Source organism: Bacillus sp. FS02 (assembly GCF_024398395.1).
In the GTDB taxonomy this organism is placed as follows: domain Bacteria; phylum Bacillota; class Bacilli; order Bacillales; family Bacillaceae; genus Bacillus; species Bacillus altitudinis.
The window spans coordinates 3,527,975-3,545,103 of the sequence record NZ_CP074101.1 but is presented as its reverse complement, the minus strand read 5'-3'; the positions used below and the strand labels follow the sequence as shown (position 1 = coordinate 3,545,103).

General features: G+C 40.6%; 18 protein-coding genes and 1 riboswitch. Of the genes, 2 read left to right on the top strand and 16 right to left on the bottom strand.

All coding sequences use genetic code 11. The annotated features are described in order from the left end of the window. Positions 1 to 17 precede the first annotated feature (17 nt). Positions 18 to 266 (top strand): ferredoxin, encoded by a 249-nt coding sequence (locus KFQ09_RS18275; RefSeq protein WP_008344492.1) that lies wholly within the window; start codon positions 18 to 20, stop codon positions 264 to 266. A gap of 34 nt (positions 267 to 300) precedes the next feature. On the opposite strand, the gene KFQ09_RS18270 is transcribed toward KFQ09_RS18275, so the two are convergent. Continuing rightward, positions 301 to 843 (bottom strand): riboflavin transporter FmnP, encoded by a 543-nt coding sequence (locus tag KFQ09_RS18270; RefSeq protein WP_048002289.1) that lies wholly within the window; start codon positions 841 to 843, stop codon positions 301 to 303. Between the two features lie 188 nt (positions 844 to 1,031). After that, positions 1,032 to 1,164: riboswitch (FMN riboswitch) on the bottom strand. A gap of 287 nt (positions 1,165 to 1,451) precedes the next feature. Between KFQ09_RS18270 and serA the strand changes: the two genes are divergently transcribed. After that, positions 1,452 to 3,026 (top strand): phosphoglycerate dehydrogenase, encoded by a 1,575-nt coding sequence (gene serA, locus KFQ09_RS18265; protein ID WP_046343875.1) that lies wholly within the window; start codon positions 1,452 to 1,454, stop codon positions 3,024 to 3,026. A gap of 33 nt (positions 3,027 to 3,059) precedes the next feature. Here the strand turns inward: serA and KFQ09_RS18260 are convergent, their stop codons facing one another. From KFQ09_RS18260 to KFQ09_RS18190, 15 genes are all read right to left on the bottom strand, one after another. Next, positions 3,060 to 3,707, bottom strand: coding sequence for a M23 family metallopeptidase (locus KFQ09_RS18260; protein ID WP_046343877.1), 648 nt, complete (start codon positions 3,705 to 3,707; stop codon positions 3,060 to 3,062). 297 nt (positions 3,708 to 4,004) lie between these two features. Then, complete coding sequence (locus tag KFQ09_RS18255) at positions 4,005 to 5,111, bottom strand: hypothetical protein (protein ID WP_017359775.1); 1,107 nt, start codon at positions 5,109 to 5,111, stop codon at positions 4,005 to 4,007. After that, the gene (gene sigX / locus KFQ09_RS18250; RefSeq protein ID WP_007501006.1) at positions 5,071 to 5,631 is read right to left on the bottom strand and encodes an RNA polymerase sigma factor SigX; all 561 of its coding nucleotides are present in this window, start codon (positions 5,629 to 5,631) and stop codon (positions 5,071 to 5,073) included. Before sigX ends, KFQ09_RS18255 begins: the two co-directional genes overlap by 41 nt. A gap of 202 nt (positions 5,632 to 5,833) precedes the next feature. Next, a complete protein-coding gene (locus tag KFQ09_RS18245; protein WP_017359776.1) occupies positions 5,834 to 7,615 on the bottom strand; it encodes an ATP-binding protein in 1,782 nt (593 codons plus the stop codon). Further along, entirely contained in the window at positions 7,612 to 8,334 is a 723-nt protein-coding gene (locus KFQ09_RS18240; protein WP_017359777.1) for a response regulator transcription factor, read from the bottom strand. The genes KFQ09_RS18245 and KFQ09_RS18240 overlap by 4 nt, the downstream gene beginning before the upstream one ends. Before the next feature lie 86 nt (positions 8,335 to 8,420). Further along, positions 8,421 to 9,599, bottom strand: a complete 1,179-nt coding sequence (ccsB, locus tag KFQ09_RS18235) for a c-type cytochrome biogenesis protein CcsB (protein WP_019743082.1) — start codon at positions 9,597 to 9,599, stop codon at positions 8,421 to 8,423. Beyond that, positions 9,583 to 11,262 (bottom strand): cytochrome c biogenesis protein ResB, encoded by a 1,680-nt coding sequence (locus KFQ09_RS18230; protein WP_019743083.1) that lies wholly within the window; start codon positions 11,260 to 11,262, stop codon positions 9,583 to 9,585. Before KFQ09_RS18230 ends, ccsB begins: the two co-directional genes overlap by 17 nt. 1 nt (position 11,263) lies before the next feature. Beyond that, positions 11,264 to 11,794, bottom strand: coding sequence for a thiol-disulfide oxidoreductase ResA (resA, locus tag KFQ09_RS18225; RefSeq protein WP_017359780.1), 531 nt, complete (start codon positions 11,792 to 11,794; stop codon positions 11,264 to 11,266). 90 nt (positions 11,795 to 11,884) lie between these two features. Continuing rightward, the gene (gene rluB / locus KFQ09_RS18220) at positions 11,885 to 12,619 is read right to left on the bottom strand and encodes a 23S rRNA pseudouridine(2605) synthase RluB (protein ID WP_008344472.1); all 735 of its coding nucleotides are present in this window, start codon (positions 12,617 to 12,619) and stop codon (positions 11,885 to 11,887) included. A 134-nt stretch (positions 12,620 to 12,753) separates the two neighbouring features. Beyond that, positions 12,754 to 13,290, bottom strand: coding sequence for a spore maturation protein (locus KFQ09_RS18215; RefSeq protein ID WP_017359781.1), 537 nt, complete (start codon positions 13,288 to 13,290; stop codon positions 12,754 to 12,756). Between the two features lie 4 nt (positions 13,291 to 13,294). Beyond that, a complete protein-coding gene (locus tag KFQ09_RS18210; protein WP_007501015.1) occupies positions 13,295 to 13,882 on the bottom strand; it encodes a nucleoside recognition domain-containing protein in 588 nt (195 codons plus the stop codon). Then, a complete protein-coding gene (locus tag KFQ09_RS18205) occupies positions 13,870 to 15,021 on the bottom strand; it encodes a D-alanyl-D-alanine carboxypeptidase family protein (RefSeq protein ID WP_017367523.1) in 1,152 nt (383 codons plus the stop codon). Before KFQ09_RS18205 ends, KFQ09_RS18210 begins: the two co-directional genes overlap by 13 nt. 110 nt (positions 15,022 to 15,131) lie before the next feature. After that, entirely contained in the window at positions 15,132 to 15,611 is a 480-nt protein-coding gene (locus tag KFQ09_RS18200; RefSeq protein WP_255835864.1) for a YpuI family protein, read from the bottom strand. A gap of 113 nt (positions 15,612 to 15,724) precedes the next feature. Further along, positions 15,725 to 16,318, bottom strand: coding sequence for an SMC-Scp complex subunit ScpB (scpB, locus tag KFQ09_RS18195; protein ID WP_008344462.1), 594 nt, complete (start codon positions 16,316 to 16,318; stop codon positions 15,725 to 15,727). After that, entirely contained in the window at positions 16,308 to 17,066 is a 759-nt protein-coding gene (locus KFQ09_RS18190) for a segregation/condensation protein A (RefSeq protein ID WP_007501021.1), read from the bottom strand. Before KFQ09_RS18190 ends, scpB begins: the two co-directional genes overlap by 11 nt. Positions 17,067 to 17,129 lie beyond the last annotated feature (63 nt).

The window sequence follows — 17,129 nt, the reverse complement described above, 5'->3', positions numbered from 1 at the left end:
GGAGGTATTTTTTTAACATGGCAAAATATACAATTGTAGACAAAGACACATGTATTGCTTGCGGCGCATGCGGTGCAGCTGCTCCAGACATTTATGATTATGATGATGAAGGCATTGCATTTGTCACGCTTGATGACAATCAGGGGACTGTAGAAGTTCCAGAAGTACTTGAAGAAGATATGCTTGATGCATTTGAAGGTTGCCCAACTGACTCAATCAAAGTTGCGGACGAAACTTTCGATGGTGATCCACTTAAGCATGAATAGGATAAAAGCCCCTTTAAAAGGGGCTTTTTTTATATTAACTATTTTGAAGTCGGCGTTTATTTTCAAACCATGGACGCATTTTGACAAAAATGAAACTAAAGACAATGGTGATGATGATTCCTTTAATAAAGTTAAAAGGTAAGATTCCTGCTGTAATGGTAGTTTTAAGCGCATGATCTGATAGTTCAGGTGCGTTTAAAAACCATGTGTACGCTGGAAGGAACAAGAAGTAATTTAAAATGCTCATCATGACGGTCATAAGCACTGTACCGATGACCATTGACCACGCCATTCCTCTTGCTGATTTGATTTTTTTAAACATAAAAGCGACTGGTAAAATGAATAATGTGCCTGCAATGAAATTGGCTACTTGCCCAACAGGAACACCGGACATACTGCCCTGAATGAGGTAATGTAGTACATTTTTTAAAGCCTCAACGGCAATCCCTGCACCTGGCCCATAAATCAAAATCGCAATAATCGCCGGAATATCGCTAAAATCAATTTTTAAATACGCTGGAAGTCCCGGAAAAGGGAAATCTAATAAAATTAATACAAACGAAATACTGCTAAGCATACTGGTAACAACTAAACGTTTTACTCTACTTTGATTCAATATTCTCTCTCCTTTTCGATCAAATCTTTCGAAAAGAGGATTGTTCAATTTTAGCCACAAAAAAACCGCTCTGAATACATACACAGGAGCGGGAAATTTAGGCTACACAAATAAACGTATAAACAGACATGTTTTCAACGTTTACGAACCTCCATCTTCTCCCATCCAGACTATACTGTCGGCTTCGGAATCACACCGAATCCTGCCAAAAAAGGCTCGCGGGCTTAGAGACTATGTCTCATCACCGCCGGTAGGGAATTACACCCTGCCCCGAAGATTGATCATTATTCAATTCGACATCATTATATATGATATATGAGCATTTGTACAGATAAAAATCCTGAGCAAATTCATCAGTTTTAAGAAATCGTAAAAAACCTAAAATTTATAATGACAAATGCGTAAAAATTGGTTATCTTTTGTTTAAAGGTGTCCATTCTTGATCAAGACACTAAAAAATGTTCGTGTTTTCTTTTTCGCTTTACTGCTTTAATTTGATTGACACAGTGAAAAGGAATATGGTAAATTATCAGATATTTATGACGTTTATTTTAGGAGGAAATCTTACGATGTTTCGAGTATTAGTCTCAGATAAGATGAGCAATGATGGTCTTTTACCACTATTAGAATCAGATTTTGTTGAAATTGTTCAAAAAAATGTAACAGAAGCAGAAGATGAATTACACACGTTTGATGCCTTACTTGTCAGAAGTGCCACAAAAGTAACAAAAGAACTTTATGAAAAAATGACTTCATTAAAAATTGTTGGCCGTGCCGGTGTGGGAGTCGACAACATTGACATTGATGAAGCAACAAAACACGGTGTGATTGTCATCAATGCACCAAATGGGAATACGATTTCAACGGCAGAGCATACGTTTGCGATGATCTCATCTCTCATGCGTCATATTCCTCAAGCGAATATTTCTGTGAAATCAAAAGAATGGAACAGAGGCGCATATGTCGGTGCTGAGCTTTACGGAAAATCTCTTGGGATTGTTGGATTAGGCAGAATTGGAAGTGAAATCGCCCAGCGTGCAAGAGCATTTGGCATGACGGTCAACGTATTTGACCCTTTCCTCACAAAAGAACGTGCCGAAAAAATTGGTGTTAATGCAAAATCACTTGATGAAGTGCTTGAAGTATCAGATATTATTACGGTACATACACCTTTAACAAAAGAAACTAGAGGACTTCTCAATAAAGAAACAATCGCAAAAACGAAAAAAGGTGTTCGTCTAGTGAACTGTGCACGCGGCGGCATCATTGACGAACGCGACCTTCTTGAAGCACTTGAAAATGGTCATGTCGCAGGGGCTGCTCTCGATGTATTTGAAGTAGAACCACCTACTGAGAATCCACTTGTGGATCATCCAAACGTCATTGCCACTCCGCATCTTGGTGCATCTACAAAAGAAGCACAATTAAATGTGGCGGCACAAGTCTCTGAAGAAGTTCTTCAATTTGCAAAAGGACTCCCGGTCATGTCATCTATTAATCTACCAGCGATGACAAAAGACGAGTTCAAAAAAATCCAGCCTTATCATCAATTTGCAGGAAAACTTGGACGTCTTGTTTCTCAATCGATGAGAGAACCTGTAAAAGAAGTCAGCATTTCATATGAAGGATCTATCGCAAAACTCGAAACATCGTTTATTACAAAAAGTCTGCTTTCTGGCTTTTTGAAAGAGCGTGTCGATTCAACTGTAAATGAAGTCAATGCTGGTATGGTGGCAAAAGAACGCGGCATTAGCTTTAGCGAGAAAATTTCTTCAAGCGAATCTGGCTATGAGAACAGCATTTCCATTGAAGTCAAAGGTGATCTTTCTATCTTTACATTAAAAGCAACGTATATCCCGCATCTAGGTGAACGTGTCGTTTCTATTAATGGTTTCAATATTGACTTTTACCCAGATGGGCACCTTGTCTATATTCAGCATACTGACGCACCTGGTGTGATCGGTCAAGTTGGAAAGATTTTAGGCGACCACGATGTGAACATTGCGACAATGCAAGTAGGCCGTAAAGAAAAAGGCGGCGAAGCCATCATGATGCTTTCTTTTGACAAGCACCTTGAAGATGAAATTGTCCAAACGTTAACTAAAGTGAGCGATATTCTTTCTGTACGTCTGATTGACCTATAAAAAAATGGTAAACCTCATGCTTTTGCATGAGGTTTATTTTGTTGAAACGATTAAACGTTCACCTGTACGTATGAGATTCTTTGTCAGTGCATTGATTTTCTTCAATTGATCAACGGTCATTTTATGTGCTTTAGCAATGGACCAGAGCGTGTCCCCTCGTTGTATGACATATGTATGTTTCTCATATCCATCTACATGAAGGGCTGGCTCTTGGAAACGATCTCTTGCAATGATTGTGAGCGGATCTACTGCATCTTCTTTATTAACTGACCAATTACCCCTGTGCACCTCAAAATGCAAATGAGTGCCCCTAGAAGCGCCTGTGTTGCCTATGATGCCGATCGGCTGCCCTGTTTGTACATGATCACCATTCTTCACAAAACGCGCATTTAAATGCGCATAGACGGTTTCATATCCATTGGGATGCCGAATAAATACAACTTCTCCATATGTAGCAGATACATAGGAACGAGTAACCACACCTTCGCTTGCAGCAAAAATGGATTCTCCTTCTGGTGCAGCAATGTCTAACCCCTTATGCGAACCACCTCTTGTCCCAAACAAATCAGTGACTTCACCTTTGATTGGTTCCACCCACTCGGTTGTTTTCTCTGCATGGGCAAACGGTGATAAGGTCAAGAACAAGAAACAGCTAGCACATATGTAGCAATACCTTTTCATCAGTGACTTCCCTTCTTTGAAGTTCTTTTCATGACAGCTTAGTATACCTCAAGGAAGCCCTTTTCTATACATGAAAAAAGAACGCAATAAGTTGCGTCCTCAGATTGTTGACAAAGGGCTAAAATGAACTTGATTTTAGCCCTTTGTCTTCGTTTCAGCGTGATAGAAAACCTTTGCAGTCTAGGAAGGACGAGCACCGGAGCAGAGTGAATTTGACATTCGTGAGCACCGGAGCGCAGGACTGACAAAGAATGCGAGGGTTTGTCTACACGCTGAGAACGCAATAAGTTGCGTCCTTTAGCGTTCTTTGATAACAACTGGGTTTGGCAGTGCCGGTACCTCTAGCGGTTCTTTTAATTCATATGGGCCTACTTGATCTGTTCCTGCATTTTGTATCGTGACATCTGTAAAACCGAAATCTTTCGCTGTGAGCAGCAGCCCTTCAATAAGTAAAATATGATCAATTGAGTCCGTTAATTGTGCTGATGCTCCAAACGTGATGGTTGCATGTTTACCTTTTGATGTCACTTTTTTAATAGGCTCTTCTTTAATGAGTGGATCGAGTCCTGCATCATTCGCCCGCTTCATCGCCTCTACCGCATCTTTATAAGAAGGATAATCATCTTTTGAGGGCACCAAAAATGTCCCGCTCTTATTTTCTAAAACGTAGTAAGCGTGCTTTGTTTGTTTATTAATTGAAATGGTACCAAGACGGCCATTCGTCCCTAATTGAAGGTGCGAGCCATTGACAGACTTGACCTGTACTTGTTTATATTGGCTCCATTTTAACGTTTCTTTTACCATGTCTTTAAAACGGTTGGCTTCTTTTAATGTATCAAGAGACAAATCATTTTTCAGCTGAAAAATCAGTGTGTCTCCTTTTTCACTCACATCCACCATATCCATATAGGCTTGAAGAGGTTTTGTCATTTCAGGCAGCTCCAGTTTTTCATATGTATCAAGAAGCGCCTGCACATCGTCATGCTTATTTTCTTTTTGAATACTGATTGGGACAACTTGAGAAGTCGATTCATCTATGTATGAAATCGTCATATACTTTTCTTTGTCAGATGCATAAGCAACATGTGAAGGATCATTTGTGTTTTTTACAGCCTCTAATGTAGCATTCACCTGTCCTTTTTCAGCACTCGAGTCCATTTTCACTTTCTTTATATCTTGAGCAGCCGGCTGAAATAAATGAGGAGAAATCAAAAACGCCATAAATAAGACCACAACGGTTGCGACCGCTGGACCGATCCATCTGGCACTTTTCTTTTTCTTCCCGCTTGCCATCAGCATTTGCTGGTAAATCTGCTTAGATGAACGGTTGTCCTCCACCTTTGGAAGCTGACTGAGTAATACTTTAATTCGTTCTTCGCTCCAATTGGACCTGTTCGTTTTCATTCACTAGCTCCTCCTTCAAAAGCTCCATATGTTTTCGGAGCACTTTCAGGCCTCGGTGCTGCGTTGTTTTGACTTTGCTTTCCGAGAACTTTAGCGCCTTGGCCGTCTCCATGATTGAGTAGCCTTGGATAAACCTTAAAATGATGACGGCTCGTTGATCAATGGTGCAATGATCAAGTGCGGCATAAATTTCTTTGATATTTTCATCCTGTACAGCCAATTCATCTGGGAGCAGGTCTGGATCTTTTACATCCTGTTTATCCCAATCAAACGTGCCGAGCACCCGTTGTCTGATGGTTTGCTGTTTGCGAAACCAGTCAATTGCCACATGCCTTGCAATTGAAAACAGCCATGTTTTCTCGCTGCTTCTTCCTTCAAAAGTTTTATATGAGTGAAGTACCCGAATGTAAACCTCCTGCACGAGATCCTCTGCCTGATTTTTATCTTTTACCATATAAAATAAAAATTGGTACAAATCTTGATGGTACGAATCATATATTTTTTGAAAGGTTTCATGCATAGGAAACCCCTCCGTTCACTTATTTTTGTCGAGTGACTCTCACAAAACGTTACATTACAACTTTATGACAAATATATTACAAGATCGACAATTTGGAAAGGGCTTTTTGTTTAACTTCTCCTTAAAAATATAAAAACAGAAAAAACACTTCATTTTCTTTCGAAAAGAAGTGTTTCTCATGTAACAAGATTCTTCGTCAAGATTAGACGAGTTCCTGCTTTTTTTTCGGAATATAGAAAGTGAAGTGAGTACCTGTTCCAGCTTTACTATGTGCATGAATGGAGCCTTGATGCGCTTCTACGATGTTCTTCACAATCGCAAGGCCCAGCCCCGTACCGGAACGTCCTCTTGTTCTTGCTTTATCTGCTTTATAGAACCGTTCAAAAATAAATGGGAGATCCTCTTCAGGAATGCCGCTTCCCGAATCTTTCACATCCATCTTGAGCCCATTTTCCACCGATTGAACTGAGAAGTGAACTTCTCCGCCTTCAGGTGTATGACGAATGGCATTATCGATGAGATTTGTAAAAACCTGTTCTATTTTATCTGGATCAAATACAAAATACGGTTCTTCTACTTGAATTTCATACGTCAGGTTGATTTGTTTTTCTTTCGCAATTCCAAGGAATTTACGGTAGATTTTTTCAGTCAGCTCTTCTGTATCAGTTGATTCAAGATTCAGTGTAATATGACCAGCTTCCATACGTGCGAGATCGAGAAGATCATTCACAAGACGCCCCATTCGAAGTGATTCATCATAGATAATTTGGGCAATCTCTTTCTTTTCCTCTTCTGATCCGGCAATGTCATCGACAATCGCTTCACTATAGCCCTGCAGCATAGCAATAGGTGTACGGAGTTCATGACTGACATTTGCAATGAAGTCTTTTCTTAGCTTATCCAGTCTTCTCTCTTCTGTCATATCGCGAAGTACCGCAACCGCCCCTCTGACATCTTGCTGGTTATAAAGCGGAGACATAAGAAGAACCCAAGTACGCCCTTGCAGCGTGACTTCGATCATTTGCTCTTTTTCCGTACTGACGGCAGTATGAAACAATTCACGCGCTTCTGGCGGCAGTTCATCCCCATCTTTGATCTTCATATTTTGCTCGTAATACCAAGCCTGCAAGAATCTTTCTGCAGGAGGGTTTGTCATGAGGATCGTTCCATCAATATTGATCGTGATGACACCGTCTGCCATACTGCTCAGAATGTTGGACAAATGTTCTTTTTCTTGATTTAAAGCGGTTATATGAAATTTAAGCTGCTTGCCCATTTGATTAAAGGCGATCGCCAGTTCCCCAATTTCGTCTTGCGTTAAAATAGGAATCTTTGTATCAAATTTTCCTTTCGCCAAATCTTGTGCTCCCTCTCTCATCTTTCTGAGAGGATAGGTGACACGAGTGGATAAGAAGAAAGCGAAAATTGTCGTCAGCACAATCGCAATTCCGGCTGCGAGGAAGATATAACGCGTCGTATGTTTTGTTGTCTGCTCTACAGCAAGGAGGGATTGAGAAAGAAAGACCATCCCTTTCTTTCCGTTCGCCTCGTAAGGAACACCTACTACAATGCGTTCATCCTTCTGATTGCCTGTATCAGATTCAGCTCGTTTACTGATTTTTTTTCGTTCTGTCAGTGCTTTGTTCAAATCTTTGTCTGCTTCAATTTGTTCTTTTGTGATCGCAGGAAGCTTCCCGCCTTTTTCAGACGAATACCATTCTAGTCCATCCTCTTGAACAATCGCGATACTTGTCAATTTATCAGCTAGTTCTGATGTAATCGACCTTGCAAGCGATTGATCCTCATGGCTTTCTAAAATGACTGCTACTTTGTTGGCCATTTGTGTTAAATCAGACTTTGCTTCTTCGACATGGTAGTTCTCAATGAATTCTAAAAGAAGCACAGTTAAAATCGATAAAACAATGAGCACGAGGAAAAGAATGGTTAACCATAGCTTTCCTACGACACTTTTCCACAGCTTCATTCAGTGCCGACCTCAAATTTGTACCCGACACCCCATACTGTCACGATTTTTTTCGCTGCTTCAGGTGACACTTTATTTAGTTTTTCGCGAAGCCTTTTGACGTGGGTATCCACTGTTCTCAGATCCCCAAAGAATTCATACTGCCACACTTCTTTGAGAAGCTTTTCCCTGTCATAGACCTTATCCGGCGTTTTTGCCAAGAAGTACAAAAGTTCGTATTCCTTCGGCGTGAGGCTGACTTCTTTTCCATCTGCTGTGACCCGGTGTGCATCATGATCAATGGATAGATGAGAAAACACAAGAACATCTTTTGTGGTTGTTCCAGTATTGAGATATGACGTTTGAGACGATCTTCTTAACAGTGCTTTCACACGAAGAACCACTTCACGCGGACTGAAAGGTTTGACGATATAATCATCCGTTCCTGCCTCAAAACCTTGCACACGGTTGGCTTCCTCACCTTTTGCTGTCAGCATAATAATTGGTGTGGCTTTTTTATCTCGAATTTGATTACACACTTCGATCCCATCTGTCCCAGGCATCATTAAATCAAGCAAAATGAGGTCATAATCGGTTTGAAGTCCTTTTTGAATGGCCTCATCCCCATTTTCCGCTTCATCAATTTCATAATTTTCCCGTTCTAAATACATTTTTAAAAGGCGACGAATTCTTGCCTCATCATCGACGACTAATATTTTCGTTTGAGTTGTGTGTTCCATTAGACAATCCTCCTGCTTTCTCCGTTGTTACATACATTTTAACAAAAAGCCGAATCGAATCATAAAAGTTGGCCTTTTTCATGCGATTACGCGTAAGAATGAAGCCCCGCAATCACTAGGTTGACAAAGATGAGGTTAAACATAATGATCGCAAATCCGATCACAGCAAGCCAAGCGGACTTTTCACCATGCCAGCCTCGTGATAACCGAAGGTGGAGATAGGCGGCGTAAAATAAAAATGTAATTAAAGCCCATACTTCCTTCGGGTCCCATCCCCAGAATCTAGTCCATGCAATTTGTGCCCAGATCATCGCAAAAATAAGACCGCCTAACGCAAATACAGGGAATCCTATGGAAACAGCCCTGTATCCAATTTCATCGACTAAATCGAGATTCACCTGTCTTACGAGCGGCTGAAGCAGCGCACTTAGTCGTTTGCGAATGATCAATCTTAGCAGTCCATAAATAATCAACCCAACGCCAAATGACCACAGCACTGTATTCACCTTTCTACCTGAAAAAACAGGCGGCAGATCAACTACAGGCTCTAAACGATCTTTTGTGATAAGTTCTCCTTTATGAGGCCCTACTAAGGCAGGCAGCTCATAGACCATGACGCTCTCTTCTTTATTTTTATCTACCCAATTAAATTTCGCTTCATACCCTGTCATTCTAAAGATGGACGTGACAGCGATAAATGCAAGAGTGACCACAATCATAAACATGACCAGCTCTAAACCAAAGGTTTTCTTCCCCGGTTTTGTTTGATCGACATGCTTCAAAAGAAAAATCACACCTGCCACAAAACTGATCGCCAAAATGGCTTGACCAAGCGCTGCTGTCGTGACGTGAATATATAGCCAATTACTTTGAAGCGAAGGAATCAGCGGTGAAATATCCGATGGAAACATACTTGCATAAGCAATGATTAATAAAGCGATTGGAAGTGTGAATAAACCTAGCACAGACACTTGATAGACAAAATATAAAATAATAAATGCGAGCACCAGCATCATGCCAAAGGCTGTGGTAAATTCAAACAGATTACTGACTGGTGCGTGACCAGACGCGATCCACCTTGAAATAAAATAGCCAAATTGACTCAAAAAACCAATGATGGTGAGCGTTATGCCGATAAGTGCCGCCTTATTTTTGCGCGGACCCTCTTCTTTCTTTTTTCCTTTAATGGCCCCTCCAAAAAAAGGAACTGCCGCTAAATAAAATAGAAAAGCTGCAAATAACAGGTTTTCACTGACTGCCGCCATCTAACCCTTCCCCCTTGCTTTTGCTGATACTTGTTGTATCAGGCAGTTCTTTTTGATCCACTGGCTGTTTGATGCCACTGCCGTGCAGCAACACCTTAAGATCAGACTTTAAGCCGAACCAGTTTTTGTTTGTATGTCCTGCCACAAATACTTTTCCATCCTTTGCCGACAGCCAGATTCTTCTATGCTGCCAGTACATCCCTTGTACGACACCAATCATAAAGATGATTCCGCCAACAATAAGTACCCCGAGTGTTAAGTCTTTTCGAACCGTTAAACCTGTCACGTTTTTTGTTTCAACCCGGTCAAATTTCATTTTATAAAGATTGTTATCAGAACCCTCTACTGTCTCTTGAATCGCGACAAAACTTTTTTCACCTTTTGGTTTTTCAGGAGAGATCATTTCAAATACGAACGCAGGATTATTTGGATTCCTCGTTTTCGTACTAGGTGTGCCATCTTCGTCAAAATAAAAATCAGGCAAATAACTCATCACCTTGACTTTGTAACCGCTACCAAGATCATATTCTGACTTAGGCTCCAGCAGATTAATCTTCACTGTTCCGAAAGATTTCTCAGTATCTTTTCGAATCAGCTGAAAGACCATTTGATCGAGTTCATTTTGTTTAAAATCCACTTGATATAATGAGAAATTGTCAAACTTAAGCGGTTCATTCACTTTAATATCGTGTTCTGTTACCTGCTTTAGCTTTGGCTTTTCACCAAAAACAACTTCCCCTTCACGTTTGTATAAAACGGCATCGGTTTTATAACTTTTGACGACTTGACCATCGCCAGCCTTTTCAATCGCATTTTCAAAGACTTCTTTTTCTTTTTCAGATTCATAGCGGTCAATTGAAAACGCGTTATTCTTTAAGAAGTATTGGCCTCCCGTCCCTGGGATTGGTGCCGTTTCGCCTTCTCTTACCCATAATGTTTCATCCACGTACATTCCCGGAACAAACCGGAGCATGGATCCAATGAGAAATATAATTAATCCAATATGATTGACGTAAGGTCCCCAGCGGGAAAAGCGGCCTTTTTCAGCTAAAATATGTCCATCTTCTTCTCGTACGCGGTAACGCTTTTGTTTCATCTTACTAACGATGCCTTCATATGTATGTTGATCTAATGTTTTGTTTGTTTCGCTGAAAAGACGCTGCCTTCTCATAAAGCCTTCTTTTTTGACAACCCCTTGATTTTTGAGTGCACGATAAAGTGGAATCACTCGATCAAGGCTGCAAATCACAAGGGAAATTCCGATAGATGCGACAAGGGCTAAAAACCACCAAGAATTATAAAGATCATGGAATCCAAGGATGTAATATAACTTGCCAAACGACCCATATTGCTCCTCATAATAAGTGGAAGCTGATGCACCTGGCGGAATAAACCGCTCCTGCGGAAAAATAGTTCCTAGCGAAGAAGCTAACAGTGTGATGACAATGAGCCACACACCCACTTTTACGGAAGAAAAAAAGTTCCATACTTTATCAACAATCGTTTTGTTGTATGTTTGCGAGCGTCTTGCACTGCCGTCATATCTCATATCAAGCAGCTTTGATGAATTTTTCTCTTTTGCTGCAATGGGATTCCCGCATGATTCACATAGAACAGTACCGATTGGATTAATATGTCCACACTCGCACTTTACCTCTTTCATTCTATGACCCCTTTGGTTTAATCAAATTCATATATTCATAGACATTACGTTCTGTCATCGTCCCCTTTATGACTTTGATTACTTTGCCTTCAGGATTAATTAAAAATGTGGTTGGCAGCGGCGTAATATCATATGCCTCTGTCACTTGACGATCTTTGTCCATGGCAACAGGAAAATTCACGCCATAAGCATCCATAAAATTCTTCACAGCAATATTGGATTCCCCCACATTCACGGCAACAATTTCGACACCGCGATCCTTGAACACTTCATACTGATTTGCCATATAAGGGAATTCCTGCTTACATGGACCGCACCATGTACCCCAAAAATTGAGAAAGACGCCTTTGCCTTTTAAGTCCTTTAATTCAATCCGTTCCCCATCTACCGATTGAAGGACAAAGTTCGGCGCAATAGATCCTTCTTTGATTTGATCCTGTTTGGCAAATACTGAGTTATACATCGTATAACACAGTGCAGCAAGCATCACGAGGAGAATGCCCGTCCGTATGAAAAATCGTCTTTTCTTCATCTGAAGTACCCCTTCCCCATAGACATTCAGGTAAATTATAGCATTCTCCTTCTTTTGATGCTTCTTCATTTTTTGAAGTTTATGTGAAAATTAAAAAGCGCTTTTCCCATGATCCGCAATCGCTCTTAGGCGTTTTACTTCATGCGGCGTCAATTCTCTGCGATCTCCTGGTCTCATGCCTTCAATATGAAGGAAAGCATATTGCTCTCTTTTTAGTTTTAGAACGTCGTGGCCGATTGCTTCAAACATACGGCGAACCTGTCTGTTTCTGCCTTCATGAATGGTTAATTGCACAATACATGTTTGCTTTCGTTTATCAATCGAGAGCATTTTGGCACGGGCAGGTGCTGTTTTTTTATGGTCTAACATGATTCCTTTTTCTAACTTTCTAAGCAATTCTTTTGAAGGGATGCCTTTTAGTTTCGCTGCATACGTTTTATCAATTTGATATTTCGGATGCATGAGCTTATGGGCAAATTCGCCATCATTTGTAATCAAAATTAAACCGCTCGTATCATAATCCAACCGGCCGATTGGATACAGACGCTGCGGAACATCATCAAAGAAGTCTGTCACGACTTTGCGTCCTTTATCATCCTCGGCAGCTGAAATGACGCCGCGCGGTTTATAAAGCATAAAGTAAACCGGTTCTTCTCTTTCAAGCTTTAAGCCATTGACTTCAATTTTATCTGAAGAGCCCACCTTTACTCCGAGCTCTGTCACTGTTTCACCATTAACGGTAACTCGTCCTTCTTTAATTAATTCTTCAGCCTTTCGTCTAGAAGCGACGCCGGCATGGGCAATTACTTTCTGTAAACGTTCCATTTGTCTTTCACCTCATGTACTATCTTACTTGCTTGGCTTGAAACAAACAAGCATTCGTGGAAAAATAAGCGTTTCATCTGTCTAATTTCAACAAAAAAGCTGTTTTCAATCCACGAAATAAAAAAAGCACCTGATTAGGCGCCGCTAAATAACAAACTGACGATAATAATCGATGCAATGATCCCAATCAGGTCTGCAAGCAGCCCCACTTTCAGTGCATCTCCCATTTTTTTAATACCAACTGCTCCAAAATAGACAGTTAAAATATAAAGGGTCGTATCCGTTGACCCTTGCATAACGGCGGCAAGCTTGCCGATAAAAGAATCTGGACCATAAGTCGCAATTAAGTCTGATGTCATACCAAGCGCCGCTGTTCCTGATATAGGACGAATAAGCGCAAGCGGCACCACTTCTGTAGGAACACCAATCGCTGTAAACACAGGTTTCAATAATTCCATGACAAAATCAAGGGCACCTGATGCTCGGAAAATCGTAATGGCGACAAGCATACCGACTAAATATGGAATGATTGAAAAGGCAATTTGAATGCCTTCTTTCCCGCCTTCTACAAATGTTTCGTACGTCGGTACTTTTTTAATCGTCCCTGCAATCAATATTCCTGCGATGATCAGTGGAATCAAAGCAAGTGACAGCCAGTTAATAAATGCCACAAGATCACCCCCGCCTGCTTCTGCGATAGTGGAAATAGCGATCAATCATAATCGCACCGATACCTGAAATAAGTGTCGCCAAAATGGTTGGGCCTACAATATCTGTTGGCTGATCTGCGCCATAGGTCATACGAATGGCAATGACAGTCGTTGGCACAAGTGTGATAGAAGATGTATTGACTGCTAAAAAAGTGATCATAGATCGGCTCGCCTCATTTTTTCCGCCATTTAATGCTTTCATCTGCTCCATCGCCTTAATCCCAAGTGGAGTAGCAGCATTGCCAAGGCCAAAGAAATTTGCCATGAGATTGGACAGAATATACCCCATCGCTGGATGATTCGCAGGAATCTCAGGAAATAGTTTTGAGATAAAGGGCCGGCATAATTTACTAAAGAAATGTAACAACCCCGCTTCTTCTGCGATCTTCATCAATCCTAGCCAGAATACAAGAACACTAATCAACCCAATTGAAATGGTGACCGCTTCTTTTGATCCTTTAAAGACCGCTTCATTCACTTCATGCATCGTTCCGTTAAACATTGCATAGACAAGACCGATGACCGTGAGGAATACCCAAATCAGATTGACCATGAAGATCCGCCTATCGATGTCTGAAAGACAGACTTAAACATTTCTTGAAAACTTTTTTGAGGCATTCGGTTGCGTTTGTTTTCATAAAAAATGGGAACTTGCTCAATCACCTGACCATCCAGTAAAAACGTCATTTTCCCTACTACATCTGGGATCGCTTCTTTGTTTTTTTCCCATTTCTTTTCAGGCGTCAGCATTTCCGTTTCGATTTCCACTAGTTTTTTCTCATCCTCATTTAGTAAATAGTCCACATCCCGCTTAATAAACGCTTTTTTTTCGTAAAAAGTCCCTTTTAACGAAGCGAGCCTGCCTTTTTCAGCAAGCACATACGTTTTATAGTGATCAAATGCATACTCAAACATTGAGATATGATCCTTCCAATCATCCGGTGCATTAATCGTCACAGCAATGAGCGCAGCATCTCCTTTTGCAGCTGTGGAGACAAGTGTGCGTTTTGCAAGTTTTGTATATCCTGTCTTCCCTCCAGTCGAATATTGATACAAACCCGTGAGCAGCTTGTTTTTATTTTTCCAATAACCCTCGATTGTTTTTGCTTTATAAAAGGTGGTACCGGCAATTTTTTGATATTGCTGATGCTTCATGGCGTACTTCGTTAAGATCGCCATATCATAAGCTGATGAATAATGGTTTTTATGATCATCGAGTCCATGCGGATTTTGAAAATTCGTATTCTCCATGCCTAGTTCAGAGGCCTTTTGGTTCATCATAAAAATAAAGCCTTCTAAGCTGCCGCCAACATGTTCTGCAATGGCAACAGCTGCATCATTTCCAGAGCGCAGCATGAGCCCGTATGTCAAGTCTTCTAAACTCACCTTCTGTCCTTCCTTTAAATAAATCGAAGAACCTTCCGCTTGAATCGCACGTTTTGACACTTTGACCATGTCGTTCATTTTTCCTGATTCAATGGCTAATACAGCCGTCATAATTTTTGTGATACTGGCGATTCTTCTTTTTTCGTGCTCGTCCTTTCCAAATAGGACTCTGCCTGACTGTCCATCTATTAAAATGGCGCTTCTCGCACTCACCGATAATGAGACGTCTGCTTGAGCGTGTGAGGAAAAAGGCAGTAAGAGTGTTAATAGAAGAAGGACTGCTGTTCCAATTTTTAAATAGGGCATGTTCATTCACGTCCTTGTCCGTTTTGTACAAGTGTATGCGCGGCTGAAAAAGTTATGATGCCTCGTCCATAAAAAAAAGCAACTCTCATGTGAGAGTTGCCTTGTCTTCTTTATACCATTTTCATTTGCTGATGAGATGTTGTATATTCCAGCTCTTCTCTCATCGTTAAAAAATCTTTTTCTAATGAAGAAAACAAACGTTTGACCTCAGCCGATACTTCATGATGGAAAACAATGCAGCTTTTTCCTGTGTAGGCTGAACGGCTATTTTCATACCATGTATCCTTTTTTGGTGTAAAAAATTCTTCAATACATTGATGATAAATACGATGAAGCGTCTGCTGTGCGGCTTGCTGCGGGAATGTCTGCTGCTGCCTGATTTTCCTACAAACCGCCGCGCCATCCTCACTATAAACTGCAAGCTTCCGCAATGTACTTAATATGTCACAATAATAGGCTTCCGCTTCCGGGTTTAATCGTTTCAAGCTTGATAAGGTAGCTTCGTTCAGAAAATCATTCACTTCAACTGCAACCTTTGATAAAAAAACGCCTGCTTGATCAACTTGAGCCTTTACATTCATATGTGCCATTTGTTTCGTGTTTACCTTCCCCTCATGGCTTTGTCACCATTTTATCTTTCAAATAAAGATTTTAGACCTAAAATCTTTTTTATATTTTATCATACATTTTTCCTTATTTTGAACTATTTTATCTCTTCAAATGTTTGATTGAAGTTTTCAAAAAAGAGATCAGCCTCTTCTTGCACCCCATCTGCTTCCACATTCTCTGGAAGTGGCGGTAATTCATCTAAGGCTTTTAAACCAAATTGCTCTAAAAAGGTAGGTGTTGTCCCATAAAGGATCGCTCGTCCCGGTCCATCGGCACGTCCTACTTCACAGAGCAGTGCTTTGGCAACTAAACTATGCAGCACTCGTTCTGATTTAACGCCTCTGATCTCCTCGACTTCGCTGCGTGTAATCGGTTGTTTATACGAGACAATGGCGAGCACTTCTAGCGCTGCCTGTGACAACCCTTTCGATGGTGTCTCTACTAATTTTTTTAAATATACGCTGTATTCTTTTTTCGTCAGCAGCATATATGAATCTGCATATTCAATAAGCTCAATTCCTCGTTCTTGTTTTTGATATTCTTCCTTTACGGCAGACATAATATCAAGCAACGCTGCCTCATCAACTTCAAGAACAGACATGAGCTGTTTTCTTGTTAAGCCTTCGTCACCTGCTGCATATAGCAGCGCTTCTAAGATGGCTTTCCAATTCACGATATCAAGCGTCATGAATCGTTTCACTCCCTATGATATAAATATCTTCAAAGTTTCCTTCCTGCTCCAGCATGATTTGATGGCTTTTCATCAATTCGAGAACAGCAAGAAACGTCACGACAAGGTGTTCCTTTTGATCATGTTGAAATAAAGTCATGAAATTGGTTCGCTTTTTTGTTTTTCTTAAATGGTTCATAATCTCATTCATTTTGTCTTCAATCGGGATTTCTTGTCTTGTAATCTTTGATGGTGCTGGTTTTGTTATTTTTTTGCGGTTCAATACCTTTTGGAACGCACCTAACATATCATACACCGTGACATGTAAGTTTGTGTCCTTCGCTTCTGCTTCTTTTGCAAATTCACTTAAATCACTTGGTGGTTTTGTGAAGGCGTTTTGCCGCTCTTCTTCACGTTCCTTCAGTTCTTGCGCTGCATTTTTATACTTGCGGTATTCAATTAATTTGCCAATCAGCTCATCACGAGGGTCCTCTTCTTCTTCCATCAGGTCTTCATCAAACAGCTCTTCCTCTTGTTTTGGAAGAAGCATTCTGCTTTTAATGCTGAGGAGAGTTGCAGCCATCACCAAATACTCACTTGCAACATCCAGTTCAAGCTCCCTCATCGTGTGGACATATAATAAATACTGCTCCGTAATTTTAGCGACGGGAATATCATAAATATCAATTTCCAAACGGTTAATTAAATGTAAAAGCAAGTCCAAAGGACCCTCAAACGAATCTATTTTCACCTGATATTCCAGCATTCTTTTCTCACCATTTCTACTGTCTTCTAAGTACCGTTTTCATCGGCTAACCTTTAGTATAAG